The 25006-nt window shown below is 65.1% G+C and carries 22 protein-coding genes; 15 read left to right on the forward strand and 7 right to left on the reverse strand.

The genetic code is table 11. From position 1 onward, the window contains the following. The first annotated feature begins 109 nt into the window (after positions 1-109). Positions 110-370 (forward strand): hypothetical protein, encoded by a 261-nt coding sequence (locus tag HYG77_RS25940; RefSeq protein ID WP_208961081.1) that lies wholly within the window; start codon positions 110-112, stop codon positions 368-370. A 26-nt stretch (positions 371-396) separates the two neighbouring features. Here the strand turns inward: HYG77_RS25940 and fusA are convergent, their stop codons facing one another. Continuing rightward, entirely contained in the window at positions 397-2421 is a 2025-nt protein-coding gene (gene fusA / locus HYG77_RS25945; protein WP_280123321.1) for an elongation factor G, read from the reverse strand. A gap of 130 nt (positions 2422-2551) precedes the next feature. On the opposite strand from fusA, the gene HYG77_RS25950 reads away from it, so the two are divergent. Then, positions 2552-3028: an SRPBCC family protein gene (locus tag HYG77_RS25950; RefSeq protein ID WP_204165006.1), complete on the forward strand. Its 477-nt coding sequence runs from the start codon at positions 2552-2554 to the stop codon at positions 3026-3028. On the opposite strand, the gene HYG77_RS25955 is transcribed toward HYG77_RS25950, so the two are convergent. Beyond that, the gene (locus HYG77_RS25955) at positions 3003-4682 is read right to left on the reverse strand and encodes an alkaline phosphatase D family protein (RefSeq protein ID WP_208961083.1); all 1680 of its coding nucleotides are present in this window, start codon (positions 4680-4682) and stop codon (positions 3003-3005) included. The genes HYG77_RS25950 and HYG77_RS25955 overlap by 26 nt on opposite strands. A gap of 148 nt (positions 4683-4830) precedes the next feature. Between HYG77_RS25955 and HYG77_RS25960 the strand changes: the two genes are divergently transcribed. From HYG77_RS25960 to HYG77_RS25980, 5 genes are all read left to right on the forward strand, one after another. After that, positions 4831-5742, forward strand: a complete 912-nt coding sequence (locus HYG77_RS25960) for an SDR family oxidoreductase (protein WP_208961084.1) — start codon at positions 4831-4833, stop codon at positions 5740-5742. Positions 5743-5855: 113 nt separating this feature from the next. Beyond that, complete coding sequence (htpG, locus tag HYG77_RS25965; RefSeq protein ID WP_280123322.1) at positions 5856-7796, forward strand: molecular chaperone HtpG; 1941 nt, start codon at positions 5856-5858, stop codon at positions 7794-7796. A gap of 6 nt (positions 7797-7802) precedes the next feature. Beyond that, complete coding sequence (locus tag HYG77_RS25970) at positions 7803-8792, forward strand: SDR family NAD(P)-dependent oxidoreductase (RefSeq protein WP_208961085.1); 990 nt, start codon at positions 7803-7805, stop codon at positions 8790-8792. Then, positions 8789-9358: a mismatch-specific DNA-glycosylase gene (locus tag HYG77_RS25975; protein ID WP_208961086.1), complete on the forward strand. Its 570-nt coding sequence runs from the start codon at positions 8789-8791 to the stop codon at positions 9356-9358. The genes HYG77_RS25970 and HYG77_RS25975 overlap by 4 nt, the downstream gene beginning before the upstream one ends. A 22-nt stretch (positions 9359-9380) precedes the next feature. Then, positions 9381-9731: a hypothetical protein gene (locus HYG77_RS25980; RefSeq protein ID WP_109331972.1), complete on the forward strand. Its 351-nt coding sequence runs from the start codon at positions 9381-9383 to the stop codon at positions 9729-9731. On the opposite strand, the gene HYG77_RS25985 is transcribed toward HYG77_RS25980, so the two are convergent. Next, positions 9732-11126 carry an acyl-CoA dehydrogenase family protein gene (locus HYG77_RS25985; RefSeq protein ID WP_109331969.1) on the reverse strand — a complete coding sequence of 465 codons (1395 nt, stop codon included), beginning with the start codon at positions 11124-11126 and terminating at the stop codon, positions 9732-9734. It abuts the gene before it with no gap. A 108-nt stretch (positions 11127-11234) separates the two neighbouring features. Between HYG77_RS25985 and HYG77_RS25990 the strand changes: the two genes are divergently transcribed. Continuing rightward, entirely contained in the window at positions 11235-12239 is a 1005-nt protein-coding gene (locus HYG77_RS25990) for an NAD-dependent epimerase/dehydratase family protein (protein ID WP_208961087.1), read from the forward strand. A 36-nt stretch (positions 12240-12275) separates the two neighbouring features. Here the strand turns inward: HYG77_RS25990 and HYG77_RS25995 are convergent, their stop codons facing one another. After that, entirely contained in the window at positions 12276-13973 is a 1698-nt protein-coding gene (locus tag HYG77_RS25995; RefSeq protein ID WP_109331958.1) for a fumarate hydratase, read from the reverse strand. A 209-nt stretch (positions 13974-14182) separates the two neighbouring features. Between HYG77_RS25995 and HYG77_RS26000 the strand changes: the two genes are divergently transcribed. After that, a complete protein-coding gene (locus HYG77_RS26000; protein ID WP_244373202.1) occupies positions 14183-14932 on the forward strand; it encodes a type II CAAX endopeptidase family protein in 750 nt (249 codons plus the stop codon). Between the two features lie 99 nt (positions 14933-15031). On the opposite strand, the gene HYG77_RS26005 is transcribed toward HYG77_RS26000, so the two are convergent. Continuing rightward, positions 15032-16333 (reverse strand): alpha/beta fold hydrolase, encoded by a 1302-nt coding sequence (locus HYG77_RS26005; protein ID WP_109331956.1) that lies wholly within the window; start codon positions 16331-16333, stop codon positions 15032-15034. 733 nt (positions 16334-17066) lie between these two features. On the opposite strand from HYG77_RS26005, the gene HYG77_RS26010 reads away from it, so the two are divergent. The 5 genes from HYG77_RS26010 (at position 17067) to HYG77_RS26030 (ending at position 23227) form a co-directional block, all read left to right on the forward strand. After that, on the forward strand, positions 17067-17594 hold the full coding sequence (locus tag HYG77_RS26010; protein ID WP_244373205.1) for an OmpA family protein: 528 nt from the start codon (positions 17067-17069) through the stop codon (positions 17592-17594). A 280-nt stretch (positions 17595-17874) separates the two neighbouring features. Then, positions 17875-19506: an amidohydrolase gene (locus HYG77_RS26015; RefSeq protein ID WP_208961089.1), complete on the forward strand. Its 1632-nt coding sequence runs from the start codon at positions 17875-17877 to the stop codon at positions 19504-19506. Next, positions 19503-20915, forward strand: coding sequence for a chloride channel protein (locus tag HYG77_RS26020; RefSeq protein WP_208961090.1), 1413 nt, complete (start codon positions 19503-19505; stop codon positions 20913-20915). Before HYG77_RS26015 ends, HYG77_RS26020 begins: the two co-directional genes overlap by 4 nt. Positions 20916-20958: 43 nt before the next feature. Beyond that, on the forward strand, positions 20959-21858 hold the full coding sequence (locus HYG77_RS26025) for a restriction endonuclease (protein WP_109331952.1): 900 nt from the start codon (positions 20959-20961) through the stop codon (positions 21856-21858). A gap of 160 nt (positions 21859-22018) precedes the next feature. Next, positions 22019-23227, forward strand: a complete 1209-nt coding sequence (locus HYG77_RS26030) for a serine hydrolase domain-containing protein (protein ID WP_208961091.1) — start codon at positions 22019-22021, stop codon at positions 23225-23227. A gap of 9 nt (positions 23228-23236) precedes the next feature. On the opposite strand, the gene HYG77_RS40750 is transcribed toward HYG77_RS26030, so the two are convergent. Continuing rightward, entirely contained in the window at positions 23237-23359 is a 123-nt protein-coding gene (locus HYG77_RS40750) for a hypothetical protein (protein ID WP_280123283.1), read from the reverse strand. Positions 23360-23674: 315 nt separating this feature from the next. Here HYG77_RS40750 and HYG77_RS26035 point away from each other — a divergent pair, with 315 nt between their 5' ends. After that, the gene (locus HYG77_RS26035) at positions 23675-24409 is read left to right on the forward strand and encodes a DUF1906 domain-containing protein (protein WP_208961092.1); all 735 of its coding nucleotides are present in this window, start codon (positions 23675-23677) and stop codon (positions 24407-24409) included. A gap of 40 nt (positions 24410-24449) precedes the next feature. Here HYG77_RS26035 and HYG77_RS26040 read toward each other — a convergent pair whose 3' ends face one another. Then, on the reverse strand, positions 24450-24953 hold the full coding sequence (locus tag HYG77_RS26040) for a nuclear transport factor 2 family protein (protein ID WP_208961093.1): 504 nt from the start codon (positions 24951-24953) through the stop codon (positions 24450-24452). Positions 24954-25006: the final 53 nt, after the last annotated feature.

Raw genomic sequence — 25006 nt, forward strand, 5'->3', positions numbered from 1 at the left:
CCGCTTTTGTCGAAGACGAACACCAGGGTCCGACCACCGGATGATTCGACGGTGAGGCCGCCGAGGGACACGGCTCAGCGCTCGCAGGTGTCGCCACACTGATCTTGTTGTGGCGGAGCCGCTTCGGTGCCGCCCGGATCACTGCGCTGGTCGCCGCGGTAGCGATCGTGATCGGCTGGGGCGTCGCCCAACACCCTGGATCCTCGTCGACCAGGTTCTCATCGCCGATGCCGCGGGAGCGAAAGCAACGCTCGTCGGACTGCTTGTGGTCGTCGGCCTCGCCGCGGTGACGGTGGTGCCGGCGCTGGCTTACCTCTTCTGGCTTACCCAGACGGACACCTGGAGCCGCGACGAAGCTGCGCCGCACTGAGCGCTATTACGGGGAGGGCGTGGCGGCTACCGGGGGTCGGGGCGCTCCTGATAGCGCTCGAACGACAGCGCCAGGCGCCCCCGTCCATGCGTCATCGAGCGCAAGGCGACGGGGTAGTCGACGACCTCGCTGGTGGGCACCGAGGCGATCACGGTGACTTCTCCGTCTCCCGCGGGCTCGGTGCCCTCGATCTGGCCACGCCGCCGCCCGAGGTCTGCCATCACATCACCCTGGAGGGAGGAGGGCACCGTGACCTCGACATGGTCGACGGGTTCGAGGATCAGCGTGCCCACCTTGTCGATGGCGGCGCGCAGAGCGAGTGCCCCGGCCATCCGGAAGCTGAAATCGTCCGAATCGACGGAATGGTGTTTGCCGTCCAGAACCGTCGCCCGTAGGTCGACGAGCGGAAACCCGTGTCGCCCGCCGCGTTCCATCGATTCGGCAACACCTTTGCCCACCGCGGGGATGAGCGACTTGGGGATCACGCCGCCCCGCGTGGCGTCGACGAATTCGTAGCCACCGTTGCGGGGGAGAGGTTCGAACCGGACGGTCGCGACACCGAACTGTCCGTGACCGCCGCTCTGCTTCTTGTGCCTGCCTTCCGTCTCGACCGGGGCGAGCAGTGTTTCCCGGTAGGCGATTTTCACGGGTTCGGTGCGGACGGTGATGCCGTATCGCCGCTGCAAGCGGGTGAGGGCCACCTGGACGTGGACGTCACCCGCCCCCCGCAGCACGGTCTGATGGGTTTCGCTGTCGCGGACCACTTCCAGAGTCGGATCGTCACCCACCAGCTCGGCCAGGGCGGTCGACAACTTGTCTTCGTCCCCCGCGCTGTCGGCAGCGACGGCGATTCCGTAGACCGGGCGTTTGTGTTCGACCGGTGTGACCGTGAGCGAGGACCCGATCGGCGCGAGGGTGTCACCGGTTGTGACGTCGGTGAGTTTGATCGCCCCCACGATGTCGCCGGCAACTGCGGTGTCGATCGGGGTGTGTTTGCTGCCCAGAACCCGGAGCAAGTTGTGGAGGCGTTCCTTGGTGCTGGTTCGCTGGTCGACGAGAACATCATCGGCGTGGAGCGTGCCGGAGAGGACTTTCATCAGCGCAACCTGGCCAACGTATTCGTCGGTCTGCGTCTTGAAGACGAACGCCAGTTGATCACCGGAAGGATCACACGCCACCGAGTCGGATCCGTTCCCGTTGCGTACCTCGACACCGGGCACCTCCGAAGGCGCCGGCGCGATGTGACACAAGAAGTCCAGCAGCCGGTCGATCGCGATCGCCTCGGTCGCCGAACCGCACAGCACCGGCCACAGGGAGCCGCCGGCGAATCCCCGACGCAGTGCGTGCTCGAGTTCGGGAACACTGATGGCATCACCGTCGAGGTATCGGGCCAGCAGATCGTCCTCGATCTCGACGACGTCTTCCACGAGGTGTTCGTGCTGCTCGTGCTCGCGGTCGGCGATGTCCGCGGGGAGTTCGTCGCTGGTGGTTGCGGATCCGGTGTCGTAGAGAATGACGTGCTCGCTGAGAAGATCGGCGACGCCCGTGAACTCCGACGCCTCACCGACCGGCAGATCGAGCGGTTCCACGCCGGCGCCGAAATGGTCTCGGAGACCTGCCAGCGTCTGATCGAACGATGCCCTTTCCTTGTCCATCTTGTTGATGAACACGATCCGGGGAATCGAACGTTCCGCCGCCGCCTGCCAGAGCAATTCGTCGTTGACCTGCAGACCGCTGACCCCGTCGACGACGAATACGGCCACGTCGGCGACATGCAGCGCCGTCATCGCATCACCGATGAAATCGGCGTAACCGGGCGCATCGAGGAGGTTGATCCGGCAATCGGACCACTCGAACGACGCCAGTCCGAGAGTCAGCGACTGGGTACGGTCGTGCTCTTCCGGTTGGGTGTCGAGCACGGTGTTGCCGTTCTCGACGCGCCCCGGACGTGTGACGACACCAGCACGAAACAGCATTGCCTCCGCGAGGCTCGTCTTACCGTTACCCTGATGTCCCACCAGAGCGATATTTCGGATCGAGTCGCTGACGATGTCGCACCCCCTACCACAGCATGTCGTACGGGTCGTCCTCGACGATACCGCGCGACGCCCCGACTTCGGGCGGTACCGGCAGGGTCGGTTCGAGCGACCTGGCTTCTCGAGTGACGAAACGGAGACAGTGTTGGCACCGAAGACTTCCGACGAGTTCCGCGTCGAGCGATCCATCGTGATCGATGCAAGCCCGGGAACCGTGTTTCCCCTCATCGACAACTTCCACCGATGGACGGCGTGGTCGCCATGGGAAGGAGTCGACCCGAATCTGCGGCGGACCTACACAGGGCCGGATTCCGGGGTGGGCGCCACCTACAGCTGGGAAGGCAATCGCAAGGCGGGCAAAGGCTCGATGTCGATCACGAAATCGGTACCCGATACCCAGGTCGTCCTCGACCTGGAATTTCAGAAGCCGTTTTCGGCGCAGAACGTCACGACGTTCCTCCTCGAGCCGAACAGTGCCAGGACGACGGTCCGCTGGCAGATGACCGGCCGGAAGAATCGGATGCTGAAACTCTTCGGCTTCATCGTGAACATGGACAAGCTCGTAGGCAAGGACTTCGACAAGGGCCTGGCACAGCTCAAAGCGGAGGCCGAGAAGCGCTAGGCACCGAATCGTCCGCCGTCGACAGCACGAGATCGGCCATGGTGGTGAACTGAGGGGTACCCGCACTGTCAGTGCTCGCTTGTTCCATGACGAGGTGAGCAGCCCTGCCGTCCAGTCGGAGGGTGGCCACCTGATCGCCGAAGAACGGTCCCGTGACCTTGCTCCACTCGATCGGCACCGGCGGAACCTTCGAGACCCGGCCCAGAATGAAGCGGATCGTCCGTTCGGTGGCGCGCCGCCACGAGATGCGGAAGGCCACCTTCATCGCGGCAGGCACGTAGTTGTGCAGCGGCGAACATGTCAGTTGGTAGACGTGCGACTGAGTCGGCTCCGGATAGTGTGCCTCCGCGACGTACGCGTGGTGCACGTCCCCGGACAGCACGGAAATGGTGGACGGCGCCCGCCCACCCGGGCCGGTGCACTGACCGCGGCCGACGTCGCCGAACAATCTGGTGAGTCGATCGAACGAACTGCGGAATGCCGCCCAGTGTTCGAGATCGGCCCCACGCCGGATCTTCTCGGCCAGGGCGGCCAGGCGTGGTCCCCGGCTGCCCTCGGCCAGACGCTCGTCCCACGATTCGAGGTCGTGCAGCGCGCGCGGCAGCAGCCACGGTAACGACGTCCCGACGAGGAGGTGGTCGTAGTCTCCCCGAGTTTGGCGCTCGATCCAGGTGAACTCCGGATCGGACACCATCTCACGCCGGCCGTCGGTGAGGACGCGTCCACAGCGTGAATCGATGACGAGGAGCCGCGCCGGCCCGAGGTCGCGGCGATAGGACCATTGCGCACCCTTGGCGCCGTCGGCTTCCTCGTCGGCGGCGGATGCAAACTCGCGGAGGATCGGTTCCACGTCACCGCCATGGTTCCGAACACGTTGATACAGTTCGTTTTCGGCAAGTTCCGCGGGTCCCAAATTGCCCAGGTGCTGGTAGACCCAGTACGACGACAACGCGCCGACGATCCGCTCCTCCCACCACGAGGTGGCCTCGAGTTCGTCCCGCCACGACTGCGAGGTGTTCCAATCGTCACGAACGTCGTGGTCGTCGAAGATCATCGACGTCGGCACTGTCGACATCAGCCAGCGCACCTGCGGGTCGGACCACGACTCCGCATACAGCCAGGTGTATTCCTCGTAGTTACGGACCTGCGGTCCCGGCGGCTCGCTCAAATCGTGGATCTCGGCGAGCCGGCGCTCGGTTTCGGCGGACAGTTCGTCGGCGTACACCTGGTCGCCGAGTAACAGGAGAGCATTAGGCCACTCGTTCTCGGGTTTTTCCGCCATCCTCAACGCGAAGGCATCGAGAGCGTCGGCGCCGAGGTGGTTGTTGTCCTCCGTGGTGGACATGGTGGCGAAACGGCACGAACCGAAGACGAGCACCAGCGAACCGTCGTCGGCGAGCGTGCGGATGGTCGACGGTTTCGCGTCGGGCAGCGGCCAGACCCGGCGGTCGTCGAGGGTGACTTCGTAGGGCGTGCTCGACCCGGCGTCCAGCCCGTCCACCATCACCAGCGCGTAGTGGTGACCGGCGACCTCCCACGTGTGCTCGGTGTGACCGAGTACGCCGACCGTGCACGGTCCGGAAGTCTCCACCCACACTGTCGCGTCACACCTGCCCACGTGCCGCAGAAGTGGTCCCAGGATCAGTTCGGTCACGCCGGTCACCTCGCCGAAGTTCGTTCCATCTTGCAAGCCTACGGCGCTTGCACAGAAGTAGATTACGTTTCCGCGACCGGCTCGGCGGTTCGTCGAGTCGTATTCGATTAGCCTCCGCGGACGGCCTCGACGGCGTTAGGTTCGAGACATGGAGAAGCCGTTGACGGGCAAGGTTGCCCTGGTGGCCGGAGGGACCAGGGGAGCGGGCCGTGGAATTGCTGTGCAATTGGGTGCCGCGGGAGCCACCGTCTACGTCACCGGGCGTACTACCCGCACCCAGCCGTCCGAGATGAACCGGCCGGAGACGATCGAGGAGACCGCCGAACTCGTCGACGACGCAGGTGGACGCGGCATCGCTGTCCGGGTCGATCACTTGGTACCCGACGAGGTGCGTGCCCTCGTCGACCGCATCCGCGACGAACAAGGAGCCCTGCACGTGCTCGTCAACGACATCTGGGGCGCCACCACCATGGAGTGGGACAAGACGGTCTGGGAGTCTTCCCTCGACATCGGCCTCCACTATCTGCGACACGGCGTGGAAACTCACGCGGTTACCAGTCACTTCGCTCTTCCGCTGCTGATCGAGAGTCCGGGCGGGCTGGTGGTCGAGGTCACCGACGGAACCGACCAGTACAACTCCGCCCACTACCGGGTGTCCTTCTTCTACGACCTGGCGAAAGCCTCGGTGAACAGAATGGCGTTCGCGCTGGCGCACGAGCTCCCGCCCCACGGGTCGACGGCGGTGTCGCTCACGCCGGGATGGTTGCGTTCGGAGATGATGCTCGAGGCCTTCGGTGTCACCGAGGCGAACTGGCGTGACGCCACCGAGCGTGTCCCGCATTTCGCGATCTCCGAGAGTCCCGCCTTCGTCGGACGGGCGGTGGCAGCGCTCGCCCAGGATCCGGACGTATCGAGGTGGAATGGGCAGTCGTTGTCCAGCGGCCAACTGGCGAAGGTGTACGACTTCGACGACCTCGACGGTAGTCGGCCCGACTGCTGGCGATACATGGACGAAGTACAGGACGCCGGCATGCCCGCCGACGTCACCGGATACCGGTGAACCCGCCGTGCCGACACCATGAAATCGCCGTATCCCGACGGGATATCATTCCGAAAAACGACTCTGTGTCCAGGGTTCTGCTGTCGAAGGGAATCGAAGTGAACGCACAAACGGTGGAGAGCGGCGCACCGCGCCGCGAGCAGCTCGAGTTCCAGGCGGAGGCTCGTCAGCTGCTCGACCTCATGGTCCACTCGATCTACTCCAACAAGGACTCGTTCCTGCGCGAGCTGATCTCCAATGCGTCCGACGCGTTGGACAAACTCCGGCTCGAGGCCTACCGCAACAAGGACCTCGACGTCGACACCTCCGATCTGCACATCGAGATCGAAACGGACAAAGACGCGCGCACACTCACCATCCGCGACAACGGCATCGGTATGTCGCACGATGAGGTGATCGACCTCATCGGCACGCTCGCCAAGTCCGGCACCGCGGAACTGCGCAGCAAGTTGCGTGAGGCGCGGGACGCCGCCGCCTCGGAAGAGTTGATCGGTCAGTTCGGCATCGGGTTCTATTCCTCGTTCATGGTCGCCGACAAGGTCACGCTGGTGACCCGGAAGGCGGGGGAGAGTTCGGCGACGCGTTGGGAGTCCGCCGGCGAGGCCACCTACACGATCGAAACGCTCGACGAGGCACCGCAGGGAACCTCCGTCACGCTGCACCTCAAGCCTGAGGACACCGAGGATCACCTCCACGACTACACGTCGGAATGGAAGATCAAGGAACTCGTCAAGCGCTATTCCGACTTCATCGCGTGGCCGATCCGGATGCAGGTGGAGCGCAAGACCCCGCCCGCCGAGGAAGGCGGCGAGGAACAGGTCACCATCTCGGACGAGACGATCAACTCCATGAAGGCCCTGTGGGCCCGCTCGAAGGACGAGGTCTCCGAGGACGAGTACAAGGAGTTCTACAAGCACGTCGCCCACGCCTGGGACGATCCCCTCGAAGTCATTCCGATGAAGGCGGAGGGCACATTCGAGTACCAGGCGCTGCTGTTCATCCCCTCCCACGCCCCGTTCGACCTGTTCATGCGGGACGCCAAGGTCGGTGTGCAGCTCTACGTCAAGCGCGTCTTCATCATGGACGACTGCGACCAGCTCATGCCGGAGTACCTGCGCTTCGTCAAGGGCGTCGTGGACGCCCAGGACTTGTCGCTCAACGTCTCTCGCGAGATCCTCCAGCAGGACAGGCAGATCCGCGCCATCCGCCGTCGGCTCACGAAGAAGGTGCTGTCGACGATCAAAGACATCAAGAACGAGCGCCCCGAGGAGTACCGCACCTTCTGGAACGAATTCGGCCGGGCGATCAAGGAAGGCCTGCTGTCCGACACCGACAACCGTGAGACGTTGCTGTCCATCTCGTCTTTCGCGTCAACCCACAGCGACGAAGAGTTGACGTCGCTCGAGGAATACGTAGCTCGGATGAAGGAAGGTCAGGAGCAGATCTACTACGCGACCGGCGAGTCGCGCCAGCTGCTCGAAAGTTCGCCCCACATGGAAGCCTTCCGTGCAAAAGGCATCGAGGTGTTGCTGCTCACCGACCCCGTCGACGAAATGTGGGTGGGCGCGGTTCCGGAGTTCGATGGCAAGTCGTTCCAGTCGATCGCCAAGGGAGAAGTCGATCTCGACACCGAGGACGACAAGAAGGCTCACGAGTCCGAGCGGGAGGAGAAGGAAAAGGACTTCGCCGACCTGCTCACCTGGATGACCGAAGCCCTCGACGAGCATGTCAAGCAGGTGCGGTTGTCGACACGACTGACCACCTCCCCGGCCTGCATGGTCGGCGATGCCTTCAGCATGTCACCGGCGCTCGAACGCATGTATCGCGCCTCCGGGCAGCCGGTGCCGACCAGCAAGCGCATTCTCGAGCTGAATCCGGAGCACCCGCTGGTGACGGCTCTGCGGACGGCGCACGCCGAACGTAGCGAGGATCCGGGCCTGAAGGAGACTGCCGAAATTCTTTACGGGATGGCGTTGTTGGCGGAGGGTGGCGAACTCGACGATCCCGCGCACTTCACGAGTCTCCTCGCCAATCGCCTCGCCGGGACGGTGTAACACACCTTGCGAGTTCTGGTTACGGGGGGAACAGGATTCATCGGGGCATGGAGCGCGAAGGCGGTGGTGGACGCCGGTCACCACGTGCGTTTCCTCGTCCGGAATCCTGCTCGACTCGAGAGCAGCGCGGCGAAGCTCGGTCTCGACACCTCGGATCACGTGGTCGGAGACATCACCGACCCGGATTCGGTGCGGAGTGCGTTGGACGGCTGCGACGCGGTGGTCCATGCCGCCGCCGTCGTCGCGGTCGACCCTCGCCGGGCCGAGGAGATGAAGCAGACCAACCTCGCCGGTGCTCGGAACGTGCTCGGGACGGCGATCGACGTGGGCTGCGATCCCGTCGTCTACGTCTCGAGTATCGCCGCACTGTTCCAGCCCGGGGTCGACCTGCTCACCCCGGACCTGCCCGTGTGCGGTCCCTCGGACGCCTATGGGCAGAGCAAGGCCCGAGTGGAGGAGTATGCCCGTGACCTGCAGGCGGGTGGTGCGCCGATCGCCATCACCTACCCGGGGATGGTGATCGGCCCGCCCGCGGGCGACCAGTTCGGTGAGGCGGCGCAAGGAGTCGAGGCCGCCGTCCGACTGCGGTTTCTGCCCGGGCGGAGTGCGGCGTGGACGATGGTCGACGTGCGGGACGTGGCGGCAGCACACGCCGCCCTGCTCGAGCCGGGGCACGGCCCCCGACGGTTCATGCTCGGCGGTCCCCGGGTCCCGATCAGCGCAGTGGCAGACATGCTCGCCTCCGTCACCGGACGGCGGATGGGTGTCCTGCCGGTTCCCGACAGCGCGCTTCGGCTCGTCGGACGCGTCGTCGATGTGGTCGACCGATTCGTTCCCTTCGACACGCCGGTGTCCGAAGCGGCGATGGAGTACTATACGCGGATGCCGGACACGGACGACCGGCCCAGTGAGGTGGAACTCGGTGTCGAGTACCGCGATTCGTCGGAGACGCTCGCCGACACCGTTGCGGGTCTCATGGGTGCCGGGCGACTGTGAGATTCACCCGTGCCGAGCTGGAGTCGTACCGCGACGCAGAAGTTCCGGACCTGATCGGACCCGAATGCCGGTTGCTTTTCGTCGGTATCAACCCGGGACTGTGGACCGCCGCCACCGGGGCGCACTTCGCGAGACCGGGTAACCGGTTCTACCCGGCTCTACTGGCTGCCGGAATCATCGACCGGCCTATCGACCCCACCGCCGGGATGTCGGACGCCGACCGGGACCACCTGATCGAGCGGGGAGTCGGCATCACCAATATGGCGGTGCGCGCCACCGCCAAGGCCGACGAGCTGACTGCCGACGAGTTGGCGGTCGGCGCCGAGCGACTTCGCGCGGTGGTGCGCGGCACCCGCCCGCACGTCGTAGCGGTTGCCGGAATCACGGCGTACCGGACGGCGTTCCGCGAGCGGGCGGCGAAGAAGGGTAGGCAGCCGGGTGATCTGGAGGGAGCCGCCCTGTGGCTGGTGCCCAATCCCAGTGGGCTCAACGCCCATGAAACCGTCACTACTCTCGCTGCGTCGTATCGGGAGGCCGCGATCGAGGCAGGCATCGTGAAGGTCTGATTCGGCCGCTAGGCTTCCGCATATGTCTGTTGTGTACAACATCGTCTTCGTAGGCCACCTACTCGGCATGGCTGCACTCGTGGGTGGCTACTTCGCCGTGTTGTCGGCTCCTCGGATCTCCGAGGTGATCGTGTGGGGTGCCCGGCTCCAGTTCGTCACCGGACTGATCCTCGTCGGACTCGGTGAAGGGGCGCTCGACAAGGAGTACAACCACGTCAAGATCGGTGTGAAACTTCTGCTGTCCCTCGTGGTGGTGGCGCTCGCCGAGATTCTGCGCGGCAGGCAGAAGCGCGGGCAGGAGAAGCCGGGACTGGTGCACGTGGTCGGGGGCTTGGCCGTCGTCACCGTTCTGGTGGCCGCACTCTGGACCTGATCACTTTTTCGGCGGCGCCAGTACGCGCATCGCCAGTCGCTGCGCCGACTCGGGCATCCGATCCTTCATGGACATCGCGAATTCGCCTGCCTTGGTGCGCACCGACGTTCCCCGGCCGAAGCGCCGATTGAACGCGGTTCCCTCGGTCGCCTGATCGAAATGTAGGGGAGGGGCGCCGTCTGCTGCTCCCAGTGCCCGCCCGATCACCATCCGCTGAATCTCGCTGGTGCCCTCGAAAATGGTGTACAGCTTGGCATCCCGGTACCACTTCTCCACCGGGTGGTCGCTGATGTAACCCCAGCCGCCCATCGTCTGCAGCGCGCGTTCCGTCGTCTTCACCGCGACCTCCGAGGCCGCGAGCTTGGCCATCGAGCCCTCGCCGTGCCGAAACTCGACGCCGGCCGCAGCCATCCACGATGCCCGCCACGTCAGCAGCCGCGCCGCATCGATCTCGGTGGCGAGTTGGGCCAGCGGGAACGAAATGCCTTGGTTGTCGATGATCGGACCACCGAAGGCTTCGCGACGGTTCGCGTACTCGGTTGCGTATTCGAGTGCTGCCCTGGCGATTCCCAGCGCCTGCGCGGCAACCATGGGACGTGTCTGCTCGAACGTGCCGAGTGTCGCCGACTTCCGGCGCGGTGCACCTGTCGCAACCTGCTCCTGCACTTCTCGAGCCTTCTTCATGCGGCTCTGCAGCTTGTCGTCACCGCCGAGGAGATGATCCGCCGGCACCCGCACCTGATGGAATTTCAGCTCGGCGGTGTGGGACGCGCGGCACCCGAGCTTGTCGAGTTTGCGCACCAGCTCGATACCCGGCGTGCCGCCGGGCACGACGAACAGCGCCTGTCCGCGATGACCGAGGTCGGGGTCGACCGTCGCATTGACGACGTGCACGTCCGCGATGCCGCCGTTCCCGATCCACATCTTGTGACCTTCGATGACCCATTCGTCACCGTCCCGCTTCGCGGTGGTCCGCAAGTTCCGCACGTCGCTTCCGCCCTCCGGTTCCGAGATGCACAGGGCTGCGAGTTTCAGGTTGCCCGGCTGCCCGAAGCATTCGGGCGCCCACCGGAGCATCTGCTCCGGAGTCGCGGCCTGGCCGATCGACGACAAGGCGAGGGCCGGCATCACGACCGCGAGTCCTATTCCCGCACAACCCCAGAACAGTTCCTCCATGAACAACGGCAACGACAATCCCGTCGGATCACCGATCAGGTCGCGGTAGAACAGTGGACTGTAGAACCCCTCTGCTGCCGCCTTCTCGAGGACGTCCCACGGGAACTCCTGCTTGCGGTCGTACTCGGCGGCGACCGGCCGGATCACGTCTTCGGCGAAACTGTGCGTCCGCTCGACGAGATCCTTCTGAGCTGGCGTGAGAGCAAGACTGAACGTCATGGCTGTCCCCTCGGTTGCCGTGCAGAGTCTGCCGACCACGCTAACAGCGTGCTCGGCCGCACCGAGGCGGAAGTTTCGATACGGCCTCCACGGGGAAATGTGGAACCCATGGGCATCACCGTTGCTGTCACCGGCCCCACCGGCGAGATCGGCCTCGCCGCAGTTGCCGCGCTCGAGAACGACCCCACCGTCGACCGGATCCTCGGCATGGCGCGACGGCCGTTCGACCCAGGCGAGCGCGGATGGAACAAGACGGAATATCGGCAAGGTGACATCCTCGACCGCGCCGCGGTCGAACAATTCGTCGGTGAAGCCGATGTGGTTGTTCACCTCGCATTCCTCATCATGGGATCGCGAGCCGACAGCAACCGGATCAACCTCACCGGAACGCGAAACGTCTTCGAAGCCGCTGTCGCGGCCGCCCGCCCCACTCGGTTGGTGTATACCTCCTCGGTGGCGGCCTACGGGTATCATCCCGACAATCCGACCCCGCTCACCGAGGACGTGCCCACCCGAGGATCCCGGCAGCACTACTACTCGGAACAGAAGGCCGAACTCGAGACGGTGCTGGCAGAGATCACCGACGGCAACGGGCTCGAGGTGTTCGTGCTCCGGCCGTGCATCGTCGCCGGACCGAACGCCACCGCGCTGGCCGACGCCATGCCGTGGCGTCAGCTCGCCGATCGCCTGCCCGGATTCGTGACGAAGGTCGTCGGTGCGCTGCCCCTTCCGCGCCCGCTCTTTCCCGACCCCGGCATCCCGCTGCAACTGGTCCACCACGACGACGTGGCCGCGGCGATCGACGCGGCGGTCACCACGGACGCACCGCCCGGCGCCTACAACATCGCCGGAGACGGAACCGTGTCGCTGTCCGAGGTGGCGACAGCGTTGGGTGCGAGGCCTGTCCGAATCCCCTTGGCCGTCGCACAGGCCACCTCGGCAGCCCTCGAATGGCTCCCGGGGGTACCGGCAATAGTGGAATGGCTGCACACCGGGCGTACGTCCGTGGTGATGGACACCTCGAAGGCGAAGAAGAACCTCGGCTGGCAGCCGCGCTACAGCAGCGCCGAAACGCTGAGTGCCCTGGCTTCCGCCCGTGCGCCTTTTCGGTAGTCCCAGCTACCGAAAAGGCGCACGAGCGGGGAGCGGCTAGAGCCCCGGGCGCTTGCCGATGGTGAGGGTGGGAGTCGAGACACCGGCGAAGAAATCCTCGCCCTTGTCGTCGACGACGATGAACGCGGGGAAGTCCTCGACCTCGATCTTCCACACCGCTTCCATGCCGAGCTCTTCGTACTCGACTATCTCGACCTTCTTGATGCAGTCGAGGGCCAGACGCGCCGCGGGACCGCCGATCGACCCGAGGTAGAAGCCGCCGTAGCTCTTGCACGCATCGGTGACCTGCTTGGAGCGGTTGCCCTTCGCGAGCATGACCATCGAGCCGCCCGCCGCCTGGAACTGCTCGACGTAGGAGTCCATGCGACCGGCGGTGGTGGGTCCGAAGGAACCGGACGCCATGCCGTCGGGGGTCTTGGCAGGGCCGGCGTAGTACACCGGGTGGTCCTTGAGGTACTGCGGCATGTCCTCGCCGGCGTCGAGTCGCTCCTTGATCTTGGCGTGCGCGATGTCGCGGGCGACGACGAGCGGGCCGGTGAGCGACAAGCGGGTCTTCACCGGGTGCTTCGACAGCTCGGCAAGGATCTCCGGCATCGGCCTGGTGAGGTCGATCTTCACTGCGGCACCCTTGCCGGTGCCGGACACACCGTCGGTCTCGGCGTCGAGCTGGGCGTCGGTGACCTCGGGGAGGAACCGGCCGGGATTGAATTCGAGCTGCTCGAGGAAGACGCCCTCGGGGGTGATCTTCGCCTTGGCCTGGCGGTCGGCGGAGCAGGACACGGCGAGTGCGACAGGCAGCGACGCACCGTGCCGCGGAAGGCGGATGACGCGGACGTCGTGGCAGAAGTACTTCCCGCCGAACTGTGCACCGATACCGATCTGGCGGGTCAGCTCGAGGACCTTCTCCTCGAGGTCGAGGTCGCGGAAGCCGCGACCGGTGATCGCACCCTCGTTCGGAAGCTCGTCGAGGTAGTGCGCGGACGCGTACTTCGCGGTCTTCAGCGCGAACTCGGCCGAGGTACCGCCGACGACGATCGCGAGGTGATACGGCGGGCAGGCTGCGGTGCCGAGCGCTCGGATCTTCTCCTCGAGGAACCGCATCATGCCGTCCGGATTCAGGATGGCCTTGGTCTCCTGGAACAGATACGACTTATTGGCGCTGCCGCCGCCCTTGGCCATGTACAGGAACTTGTAGGAGTTCTCGTGACCTGCCGCGGTGTCGGCGTACAGCTCGATCTGCGCGGGAAGGTTACTTCCCGTGTTCTTCTCCTCCCACATGGTGATCGGAGCGTTCTGTGAGTAGCGCAGATTCAGCCGGGTGTACGCGTCGTACACACCCCGCGCGATGGCCTTCTCGTCGTCACCCGGGGTGAGGACGTGCTGACCGCGCTTGCCCATGACGATCGCCGTGCCGGTGTCCTGGCACATCGGGAGGACGCCCGCCGCGGAGATGTTCGCGTTCTTGAGCAGGTCCAGGGCAACGAACTTGTCGTTGCCGGAGGCTTCCGGGTCGTCCAGGATGCTCGCCAGCTGTGTCAGGTGGTCACTGCGCAGGTAATGCGAGATGTCGTGGAGAGCGGTCTCGGTCAGGAGGCGAAGGGCCTCGGGCTCGACGGACAGGAAGGTGCGGCCGTCCGGTCCTTCGACGGTCGACACCCCCTCGGTGGTCAGCAACCGATATTCGGTGGGGTCGTCACCGATCGGCAGCAAGTCCTCGTAGAGGAAGTCGGCCATTCTATCTCCTGGACAGCGAGGGGTGTGAAGTTCGTACTCAGGCTAGACGCGGCTACGTGAGGCGGCAGAGGCCGGGGGCGACGTTGTGGCCCCTGTCACAGGGTTCTCAAAAAGCTGTCACATGGTTCTCACAGGCAAATCCGTACACTTGAATTGATGCGACGACACGAACGACTGCGGCTGACCTCATGACCTCACCAGCTGGCTGTGTGACTGCCATCGAACCCGGATCCGGCGACGAGCGCGCGGGCAAACCCGTGCTGCACGCCTACCTCGACATCGCAATCGTGGTGATCGTCCTCGCGGCCACCAACCTGATCGCGCACTTCACCACCGTGTGGGCGAGTATCGCGACCGTTCCTGTCTCCGCCGTTGTCCTCCTCGTTCTCACGCGTCGCCGGGGGCTCGGCTGGGCCGAACTCGGACTCTCACCCCGCCACTTGCGGCGTGGTTCGGTGTACGCCCTGGCCGCGATGGCCATCGTCATCGGTGTCGTGGCGATCGGCGCAGCGCTACCCATCACTCGCCCGTTCTTCATGGCCGACCGGTACGCCACCCTCTCCGGGGCACTCATCGCCTCGATGATCGTGATCCCGTTGCAGACCGTCATCCCGGAAGAACTCGCGTTCCGCGGTGTCCTCCACGGAACGTTGGAGCGCGTCTACGGTGCGCGCGGAGTCTTCGCGGCAGGGTCGCTTCTGTTCGGCCTCTGGCACATCGCGTCTTCGCTCGGGTTGACCTCGGGGAACAAGGGACTGTCAGGGTTCCTCGGCGGTGGGCTGCTCGGTCAGATACTCGGCGTTCTCGCCGCGGTCGTGGCCACCGCCGCGGCGGGCGTCGTCTTCACGTGGTTGCGCCGCCGAAGCGGTAGCCTCATCGCGCCCATTGCGCTGCACTGGTCGTTGAACGGCGCAGGCGCGCTTGCGGCCGCCATCGTGTGGCAGACGACGATGGCCTGATCGGCTTCCGAAGCCTGTGAGGCAACACAACCGGTGCTCCGCGGAGTCTGGGAAAACAGACAGCCGACGGCCGACCCGAGTCGCGTTAACCTGATGCGATCACGACTCCAGTTCGTGACGACCAGAGTCGGCCGGGGGGTTCGGGGGCTTCCCGGCCGACTCCGGTGTCGCGGACGTCAGCCAGCCGAGAAGTTTCTCGTACACCGACTCGTGGTTGAGCATCGTGAAATGGTTAGCGGGGGCCAGGTGCATCCCGTCCTCCTCGCGGAACCCGATCATCCGAGTTCTATTGCGGCCCGATGCGCTCGGCACGAGAACCATGCCGTCACCGAGCAGACGTCCCAGGGGATGCCTGGGACTTCGCGTGATGGTGGCGGAGACGAAGAAGTACATCACGCCCTCGAGCAGGGGCACCTCGTTGCAGGCAGCCGCACGTAGCGCGTCCGGGTCGCGGTCGCGCCAGTCCTCGTCGACCAGCGACCCCTGATTGAGGTCGCGGATACCCGCGCTCCGCCGACGGAGCAGTCCGGATACCGCCCGCGTCTCGGGCAGTGCCGCCAACGCTGCGCTCACGTAGTGCACCGCCTGCTCGAGCGGCGCCCCGAGGTGTGGGGATCCGAGGCTCACGACCTGCCGTACCTGCTGTACCCACGGTCGATCGTCCTGGGCGGCCGCGTAGCAGGCGCTACGGGCGATCAGTCCGCCCATCGAATGCCCGACCAGGGCAATCGACTCGATCTCGACCGGCCACCGCGCAGTCAGCGTGTCGAGAAGTCCGGACAGGGACTTTCCGTTGTCCGAGATGTGGCGTCCTGAGTTGTACCGGATCTGCAGCGCCGTGAACCCGGCATCGGTTTCGAGGCGTTCGCCGTAGGTCGGTCTTCCGCCGAGCGTCCACGCACTCTCGGTTTCCACGAGGCCATGGAGGAAGACGACGATACGTGGGCTCGCCTCGGGAAACGCTGTTGCCAGCGCGCCGCTGTCCAGGGGGATCGCGGCCCCGTCGACACGAACCGCCATCGGTTCCGCGAGGGGGGAGCCCTCCATTTCCAGTGCGTCGCCGATCAGGCCTGAGATGATGGCGATCACCTGAGCGCCGGCTTTGGTCTGCGACGGCGGGACGTTGTCGGAAGTCGGAAGGTCGAGCAGTTGTCCGGCCAGAGCGCCGCCGAGGCGGGCGCTGCTCGCGACCGCGGTGTAGATCGCGTCGGAGAGAGCGTCGTGGAGCAATCGCACTGGTTGCACCGAAGGCCCGAGGCCTGCGCGGATGCCGGCAAAGATGCGGTTCGCGATGGCGCGGTGCATGGACCCGATGCCGTCTGCTGCACCCCCGATCTCGTCGAGGGCCAGCCGGGCGAGCGCCTGTATTTCGGATCGACGCCGCAGCTCGGATTGAATCATGAGGAGTGAGTGTACAGATGTGCACTCAATCTGCCGGGTGAACTGCCGGTCGGCATGCGCAATGCGTAAAGGCGGGGCGTTGAGTGAATTAATCCTCGGCGAAGAAAGTTGATCTTGGGATTTATGCAACTGGTCGTTCGACCAAAATAACCATTAATGCTCGATGTTGACGAGTGTTGATGCGTGCGTGCTGTTCCGTTACACGTTTGTGATTTGCGTTCACGTGCACCGATAAGTGCCGAGGAAATGACAAAGCGACGGTGCTCTCCCAGGGAACGGGCGAGCACCGTCGCGTGCTGTCGAGCTAGTTACCAGCGCAAATGGCCAGCCAAGTGGAGCGGATGCCTATGCGGCTTCTTCCGTACCGCTCAGTGCCTCAGCGGAGCCCGAGAAGAAATCGAGGGCACCGACAAGGTCGGAGACTGCGGTGAAGAACTCGGAAAGGAAGGACAGATCCATGCTGATAACTCCTTGCTCGGTCGTGGGAATTTGTGGCGCTGAGCGGGCGCCGTCCACCTTCTTACCGTGATCGAATGGGGATCGCAATTCGAGAGATTGAATTGCAAGGAACACAAAGTAAATAATCGGTGGCGGCGCCGATGGCATCTCTGGATGGCATCTCTACACGTCTCCGGCGGATCTACTCGGACTCGTGCGAATACCACCGCCGAGGGCTCGCACCGCGGCTATCCTCACGAGAAGGCTTCCGGCAATACACACGTATAGGGGATCCATGATGCGCAAGACCCTCGTCAGCGGCATCGCAGTGGCGGCCCTCGCCGTCGTAGGCGCTGCCGGCTGCACCGACGACAGCTCCGATCAGGCCCCGATAGCAACGACGACGACGTCGGCGTCCATGTCGGACCGTATGGAAGGGGCGATGAGTAGCGTGCAGGCCACCGCGTCCTCTGCGGTGAACACGGCCCGCGAGGCCACGCAGAACGCCATCAATTCGGCGATCTCGGCGGTCCCCATCGGATTCGAGTCGGGGTCCGCCGAACTCAATGCCGTCTCCGGCGTGACCATCAACGCGGTGGCCGCCGCGCTGAAAGCCAGCGACAACAAGGTCGAAATCACGGCGTACGCCGTCAACTCCGATGTGGCTGCGGCGGAGGCACTCGCCGAGCAACGCGCCAATGCGGTCGCCGACGCGCTCGCCGCGCAGGGTGTCGACAAAGGCCGGATTTCCGTGAAGGGTACGGCGAACCCCGGCGAGGGAGTGAACGTCGACCAGGCCGACATCACCGTCGAGGGTAACTGACCGGCGATACCAGTGCTCAGTGCATGACGGTGCGGCCGAGCCCCACTCCGACCGGGGCCCGACTCCGGTAGTGCTCCGCTGCGCCGTCTAGTACCGCGCTGCGCCGTCGCCGTGAAACCCATCGGGCAGCGCTCGGGTCATCGCTGTCCGAGACAGGAACTTCTTGCTGCCTATTTCTCCCTATGGCCTGCATCCCGGGTTGTAATCTGAAGTTCCAGTCGACGCTCGCTGCCGGCGTGCGGGCACTCGCCCGCGCCCGGTCTGACGGGAGGGTGCACTGATGGGCACGAACGACGAGAAGGCAGCGGATCTGGTGCTGTTCGGTGACGTGGTCACCATGGACGACACGCGGCCGCGAGCGCAGGCCGTTGCTGTGCGCGACGGGCGGATAGCCGCTGTCGGAAATGACGCCGCGGTGTTCCCGTTGATCGGACCCACCACCGCAACGGTGGACGTGCACCGCGCGTGCATCATGCCGGGGTTCGTCGAGGCCCACGGGCATCCGCTGAACTCGGCCGTCCTGCTCGGCGAGCCCGTGGTGGACATCCGCCCCGTCACCATCGCCGATGCCGACACGGTGGTCGACACCGTCCGCCGGGCCGTCGGCGAGCACCCGGAGGGTGTCGTCCTCAACGGATGGGATCCGCTGCTGCAGAAGGGTTTGCCCGTTCCTACGCGTGAATGGCTCAATTCGGTTGCGCGCGAGACGTCGATGGTGATCCTGCACAACACCGGGCACGTCGCTTACTTCAACGATGTCGCAGCGCGCGACGCCGGGCTCACCCGCGAGACGCCCGACCCCGAAGGGGGAAGTTACGGCAGGGATCCGTCGGGCGAACTCGACGGGTCGGCGTTCGAAGCGCCCGCCGTCATGGCGGTGGCCGCCAACGTGCTCGCCGGCGCTACCGCCCGTCTGCCAGAGCTTCTCGCGGCTGAATGCGCACGAATGAACGCGGTAGGAATCACCACCGTGAGTGAGATGGCGTTCGACCCTCGATTCAGTGCGACGTTGACGGCGATCGCACGGTCCGGTGCGCTCACCACTCGGCTGCGTCTCTATGAGATGTCGAATCCTCAACGGGCCACTGCGGTGTCGCCGGGCGTCGGGAACGATCTTCTCCGGCAGGTGGGTATCAAGATCTGGTCGGACGGGTCTCCGTGGGTCGGCAACGCCGCCACCAGTTTTCCGTACATCGACTCGGAGGTCACCCGGGCACTGGGACTCGCCGGAACACGTGGCAAGGCGAACTACACGGCCGAGGAGGTCCACCACATCAGCAGGCCGTATTTCGAGAAGGGCTGGCAGATTTCGTGTCACGCCAACGGCGACAACGCGGTCACCTTGGTCCTCGACGCGTGGGAGAGAATGCTCACCGAGGTACCGCGCGAAGACCACCGTCTGCGCCTCGAGCACGTAGGCGCCATGCGACCGGAGCAATTCCGCAGAGCAACGGAACTGGGCGTCACCTGCAGCATGTTCGTCGACCATCTCTACTACTGGGGCGACGTCCTCGTCGACGACCTGTTCGGAGCCGAGCGCGGGTCGCGTTGGGCGGCAGCCGCTTCGGCCATCGCGGCCGGTCAGCGTATTTCGTTCCACAACGATGGTCCGGTCACTCCCACGAACCCGTTACGCAACATCACCGACGCGGTCACACGCCGGACGCGGTCGGGCCGCGTCCTCGCACCCGAGGAACGAATTCCCGTCCTCGAGGCGCTGCGAGCGGAGACGATCAACTCGGCATGGCACCTGCGAAGTGAGGATGCGATCGGATCGATCACACCCGGCAAACACGCCGACCTCGTGGTGTTGTCGGCCAATCCGCTGCGCGTGGACCCGGACGACATCGCGGGTCTCGAGGTGCTCGCCACGATTCTGGAGGGCCGGACGGTCTTCGGAAAGCTGGAGTGACCCGCGTGGCGCACCTGGCGAAGGCCGTGCGGTCGATCCCGACGTCGGTGGCGACGTGGGTCCGGAATGCGAGCTACCTACCGAAGTGGCTCGTGCTGGGATCTATCATCGGCGCAATCGCAGGGTTGGGGGCGGTGGTGTTCTCCGTCGCCCTCGCGGGGGCTACGCATCTGCTCCTCGGTGAACTCGCCGGGTATCAGCCCCCGACTGCGGCAGGAGACGGCGGTGCAGCCGGGAGCGGAGAATTCACCCGTCCCTGGGCCGTCCCACTCGTGGTGGCACTGGGCGGGCTTGTCTCCGGAGTGATCGTATTTACCCTGGCGCCGGAGGCTGAAGGGCACGGAACCGATGCGGCGATCGAGGCGTTTCACCGCAATCCGCGGATGATCCGGATCCGCGTCGTCTTGGTCAAGTTGGTCGCCTCCGCGATCACCATCGGGTCGGGCGGGTCGGGTGGCCGTGAGGGGCCGACGGCGCAAATCTCGGCAGGTTTCGGCTCGCTGCTCGCCCGCAAGCTCGACCTGTCCGACCGCGACGGCAGAATCGCTGTCGCGGTGGGCATCGGGTCCGGCATCGGCGCCATCTTCGGTGCGCCGCTCGGAGGGGCGGTGCTGTGTTGCGCGATTCCCTACAAGGACGACTTCGAATACGACGTACTCGTGCCGGGCATGGTCGCCTCGATCGTCAGTTACTCGGTGTTCGGCAGCATCCTCGGTTTCGGGCCGTTGTTCGGTGCGGCCGCGTCGGAGTACACGTTCGAATCCCCCATACAGCTGGTGTGGTTCGCGATCATCGGAATCCTGGCAGGACTGATTGGACTGCTGTGCAGCGGGACGTTCTATGCGTTCGTCGACCTGAGCCACCGGCTGCCGGGCAGTCGCATCGTCAAACCGGCGGTCGGGGGCCTACTCGTCGGGCTGATGGCGCTGGCACTTCCCGAGGTGCTCGGCAGCGGATACGGCTGGATCCAGCAATCGATGGCCCGTGTCGACCTCGCGGCCATTCCTCTGTGGGTGGTGCTGTTGCTGCCGTTCGCGAAGATTCTCGCCACCTCGTTGTCCATCGGGTCCGGTGGTTCCGGCGGTATCTTCGGCCCCGGCATGGTGATCGGGGCATTCACCGGTGCCGCGGTGTGGCGCCTGCTCGAACCGATCGTTCCCGGCGTCCCCGACAGTCCGGCGCCGTTCGTCATCGTCGGCATGATGGCCTGCTTCGGCAGCATCGCCCGGGCACCGCTCGCGGTGATGTTGATGGTGGCCGAGATGACAGGCAGCATCGGTGTGCTGGCCCCGGGAATGGTTGCCGTCGCCCTCGCATATCTCATCGTGCGGCGATCCGGAAAGACGATCTACCGGGCACAGCTCGAGAACCGCGAGGAGGCTCGGCAGTTGCAGAATTCGCCCGGGTGAACGGATCGGGGTCCGGTGTGTGGGGGGCCCGGTCGATTCCGGCATGCTTGTCGCCATGACTGTTCAGGTTCCTCGGTACGTCGACCTCCTGTGGCCAGCGCTTCAGGCCGTGATTGCGCTCGGTGGTTCGGCGTCCAACGAAGAACTCGACAACGCGGTCATCGAGCGCGAAGGACTGTCGTCCGACGTCCAGGGTGTACTGCACGGAGACGGGCCGAGCACCGAGATCGAATACCGGTTGGCGTGGGCCCGCACCCACCTCAAGGGGATGGGTCTGCTCACGAACAGCCGCCGCGGGGTGTGGAGTGTCACGGAGAAGGGTCGCGAGGTCACCGAAAGTCAGATTCGGCCTCTGCATGCCGAGTCCTCGGCGGAGAACCGCAAGAGGAACGCTGCCCGAAAATCGGCCAAGGCCGCGTCTCGCAGGACCGACGAACCGGAAACGAACATCACCGAAGTCGACACCGATGCCGGCTGGAAGGACGTGCTCCTCGAGACCGTTCTGAAGATGTCGCCGGCCGCGTTCGAACGCCTTACGCAGCGATTGCTGCGCGAAGCGGGGTTCTCGAGCGCATCCGTCACGTGGCGCGGGGGAGAGGGCGACATCGAGGGGCTCGGCGTCTACCAGTTGTCGCTGCTCAGCTTTCCGGTCTTCTTCCAGTGCAAGCGTCACAACGGCAGTGTCGGCGCCGGCGCCGTGCGCGACTTCCGAGGCGCAATGGCTGGCCGGGGCGAGAAGGGGCTACTCATCACCACCGGCACCTTCACCGGTGACGCCCGCACGGAGTCGAAGCGCGACGGAGCACCGCCTATCGATCTCATCGACGGGGATCGGCTGTGTGACCTACTCAAGGAGCACGCGCTGGGAGTGCAGACCACCACCCGTCTCGTCGAGGACGTAGAGGTCCGCTCGGACTACTTCCGCTCACTTGAACCGAAATAGCAAAAGCGGTGCTCGTGCGCTGTTCAGGCGCATTTTCCGTTGCGGTATGGCCACGAACCGGTCACGTAGGCCGCCAACCGCCACCCGCAGCCTCCGGGATGTGTACAGAGGAAGTAGGTGTGCACAGTGCTCACGGGAAAAGACTGTTAGGACAACAGGCATGACGACCACAACGCCGTGGCCGTTGATCGGCCGAACGGCGCGGCCGCCGGCAGGGATGCTGGTGGACCGGCGCTTCGGAAGGCTCGTGGACCAGTTCTTTCAGCTGTTCCGCGACACGAGGCAGGGCGGCGGCGCCCTGTCGGTCTATCTGCACGGTGAGCCCGTCGTCGACGTTTGGGCGGGTTGGGCCAGCCGGAAGACGCAGTGGAACAGTGACACTGTCACGCTGACCTTCTCCACCGGTAAGGGCGTCGCATCCACGGTGCTACACCGACTGGCGGGGCGCGGCGTCATCGATTACGACGTCCCTATCGCGCAGTACTGGCCCGAGTTCGCAGCGGCGGGCAAGGAGGCGATCACGGTACGCGAGCTGCTGTCGCACCGTGCCGGACTCCATCGGGTTCGCGGCCTGGTACCCGAACCGCTGAGCCTGATGGACCATTCCCTCGTCAGCGCCGCGCTGGCTGCCGCGACCCCCGATCGGCGCAGACTGCGCGCTCCCGGGTATCACGCGGTCACCTTCGGCTCGCTGATCGCCGAAGTGACGTCGCGGGCGTCGGGACAGCCCTTCACCGAGCTGGTGAAAACCGAGATCGCCGAACCGCTCGGGGTGAAGGACTTCTGGTACGCGGTTCCGCTCGACGAACGCGGCCGGATCGCCCGGACCTTTCCGCACATCAACCCGTTCGGTGTCCCCTGGGCCGCGACGTCCTTTGCGATGTCTCGACTTCCGGGACTGCGCAACGTCGCTGATGCCGGAATGCCGGCAGGGTTCGATCTACTCGTCCGCAACCCGGCTGTCCACGACAGTGTGATGCCCGGGTGGAATGGAGTGTTCAGCGCCCGCGCGCTCGCAAAGATGTACGGGGCGTTGGCAAACGGCGGATCGGTGGGCGGCGTCGAGTTCCTCGCACCCGATGTCGTGACGCAACTCGGTGAGGTGCAGACCACGGGGCGCGACTACGTGCTGGGACTGCCCATGAATTGGCGTCTCGGCTACCACGCCGGCATGGTGGCGAGACGCACCCAGCCGTCGAAGACGTTCGGGCACTACGGCTTGGGCGGGTCGGGTGCGTTCGCGGACGCGGAGACGGGCCTGTCGATTGCCTTCGTCACGAATCGGCTGGGCAACATGCTCACGCCTATTGCCGACCTTCGTCTGCCTAAACTTGGATCGACCGCACTCGCCCTCGCGTCGAAGGCGTAACTCTCTGCCTCAGTGGCGGGCCCGCATCCGGTACCCGAGTTGGCGGGCCTGGAAGTCGAGACCTCCGCCGCCGCTCACGAAGAGTGGAGTGAGCCCGATGGCGATCAGAATCGAGACAACCGCAATGCTCATGACGCACCGCCCTTTCGCGATGGAACGAACTGTCGTGCGAGGCGGCTATGCCCCACGGCCCCCAAGGTAAGTGTTATTGGAAGTAACGTGCAACGTGGGGTCTCTCACGGCGACCCGGCAGGCGGCCGCGCGCCACAACGACGCGGCGCAGTGATGAGGGCGATGTCGCGTCCCGCCCGTGGGAGTGTCCAGTGTGACTGATGTCGTCCAAGTGGCTGGCGGGACACCAGTGAGTGTGGTGGAATGCAAACCGAACAACATAGCGACTGAGCAGAAACACTTGTCGACGACACGCCGGGGCGCGACCGATTGGATATGAGGGGCACAGTGCATATTTCTCGACGGGACTTGTTCCGGTATGCGGCCGCGGGGTCGGCCGTAGCCGGAGTGGCCGCACTCACCTCCACCCTGGTGTCGGGCGCGGTGGCGCATGCCGACAGCCTCGGCACTCTCATCGACTACTCGGGCGGAGTGCCGTCGGCAGAGGCGATCAGCGCGGCCGGATACGCCGGGGCCATCCGCTACGTGTCGGACCGGCGACCGGGAGCCGAGTGGATGGTGGGGAAGCCGCTCCGCGCCGACGAGGCGAGCGCTCTGCAAGAGGCGGGGTTGTCCGTCGTGTCGTGCTACCAGTTCGGCAAGGGGTCTACGGCGGATTGGCGCGGCGGATTCGAAGCCGGAAAACGTCACGCGGAGCGCGGGCTCGAACTCCACCTCGCCGCCGGAGGTCCCGAGAATCGGCCGATCTATGCATCGATCGACGACAATCCCACGCCGGCAGACTTCCTCACCATGATCGCGCCGTATCTCGCGGGGTGGGAATCGGTGGTAGGCAAGGCGAATACGGGTATCTACGCAAATTCGCCGACGTTGGAGCTGGCTATCCTCGCCGGACTCGGGTCGTGGTACTGGCAGCACGACTGGGGCACTCCGGAGGGGTACGTTCACCCGAAAGCTCATCTGCACCAGTACGAAATCGATGCCAGAACTGTCGACGGAGTCGGCATCGACCTCAATGACATTCTCGCGCCCGATTACGGCCAGTGGTGAGCGTTCGGGCTCGCTCCGCCGCTAGCCTGTGCCGAGGCGGCTAGCCAGAGATTTTCTCGCCCATCCGAACGAGCCACTCGCGAGCGTCGTCGGGAAGTTTTCCCGCGGTTTCCGCTGCGCGGCACCAGTTCTTGGCCGTGGTGAGAAAATTCAGCGGGTTGTACGCGTCTTCTTCCCGCGACCACAGGTTGTGGCCCGCGTAGTGGAGGATCGTGATGTTGGCGGCCGCGTGCACTGAACCGTCTCCGGGATCTTCCATAGGATTGTCGATCTCACAGATCACCCACCCGCGTTCTTCGTCGAGCACGTGCCAGTTCGCGGGAAACTGTGTCATCCGGCTGCCGGGAAACGTCGACATGGTCCGCGTGACCCATGCCCGGATGGCCTCGCGGCCCTCGAAATTTCCGAACGCGTGCTCCGCGTAAGTCGCGTCCTCTGTGAACAGATCGGCGAAGCCGTTCCAATCCCCGAGCTCGACGCACCGGCTGACCGTTCGCTGGTAGTGCGCAAATGCGTCGTTCAGTTCGGCCCGACTCCACGACATCCCCATGTCCTTCCCTCATGGCGCCCGTAGGGGTGCGCCTACGGAAATGAGAA

Origin of the sequence: Rhodococcus sp. ZPP (assembly GCF_017656075.1) — a bacterium.
GTDB classification, from domain to species: Bacteria; Actinomycetota; Actinomycetes; order Mycobacteriales; family Mycobacteriaceae; genus Rhodococcus_F; species Rhodococcus_F oxybenzonivorans.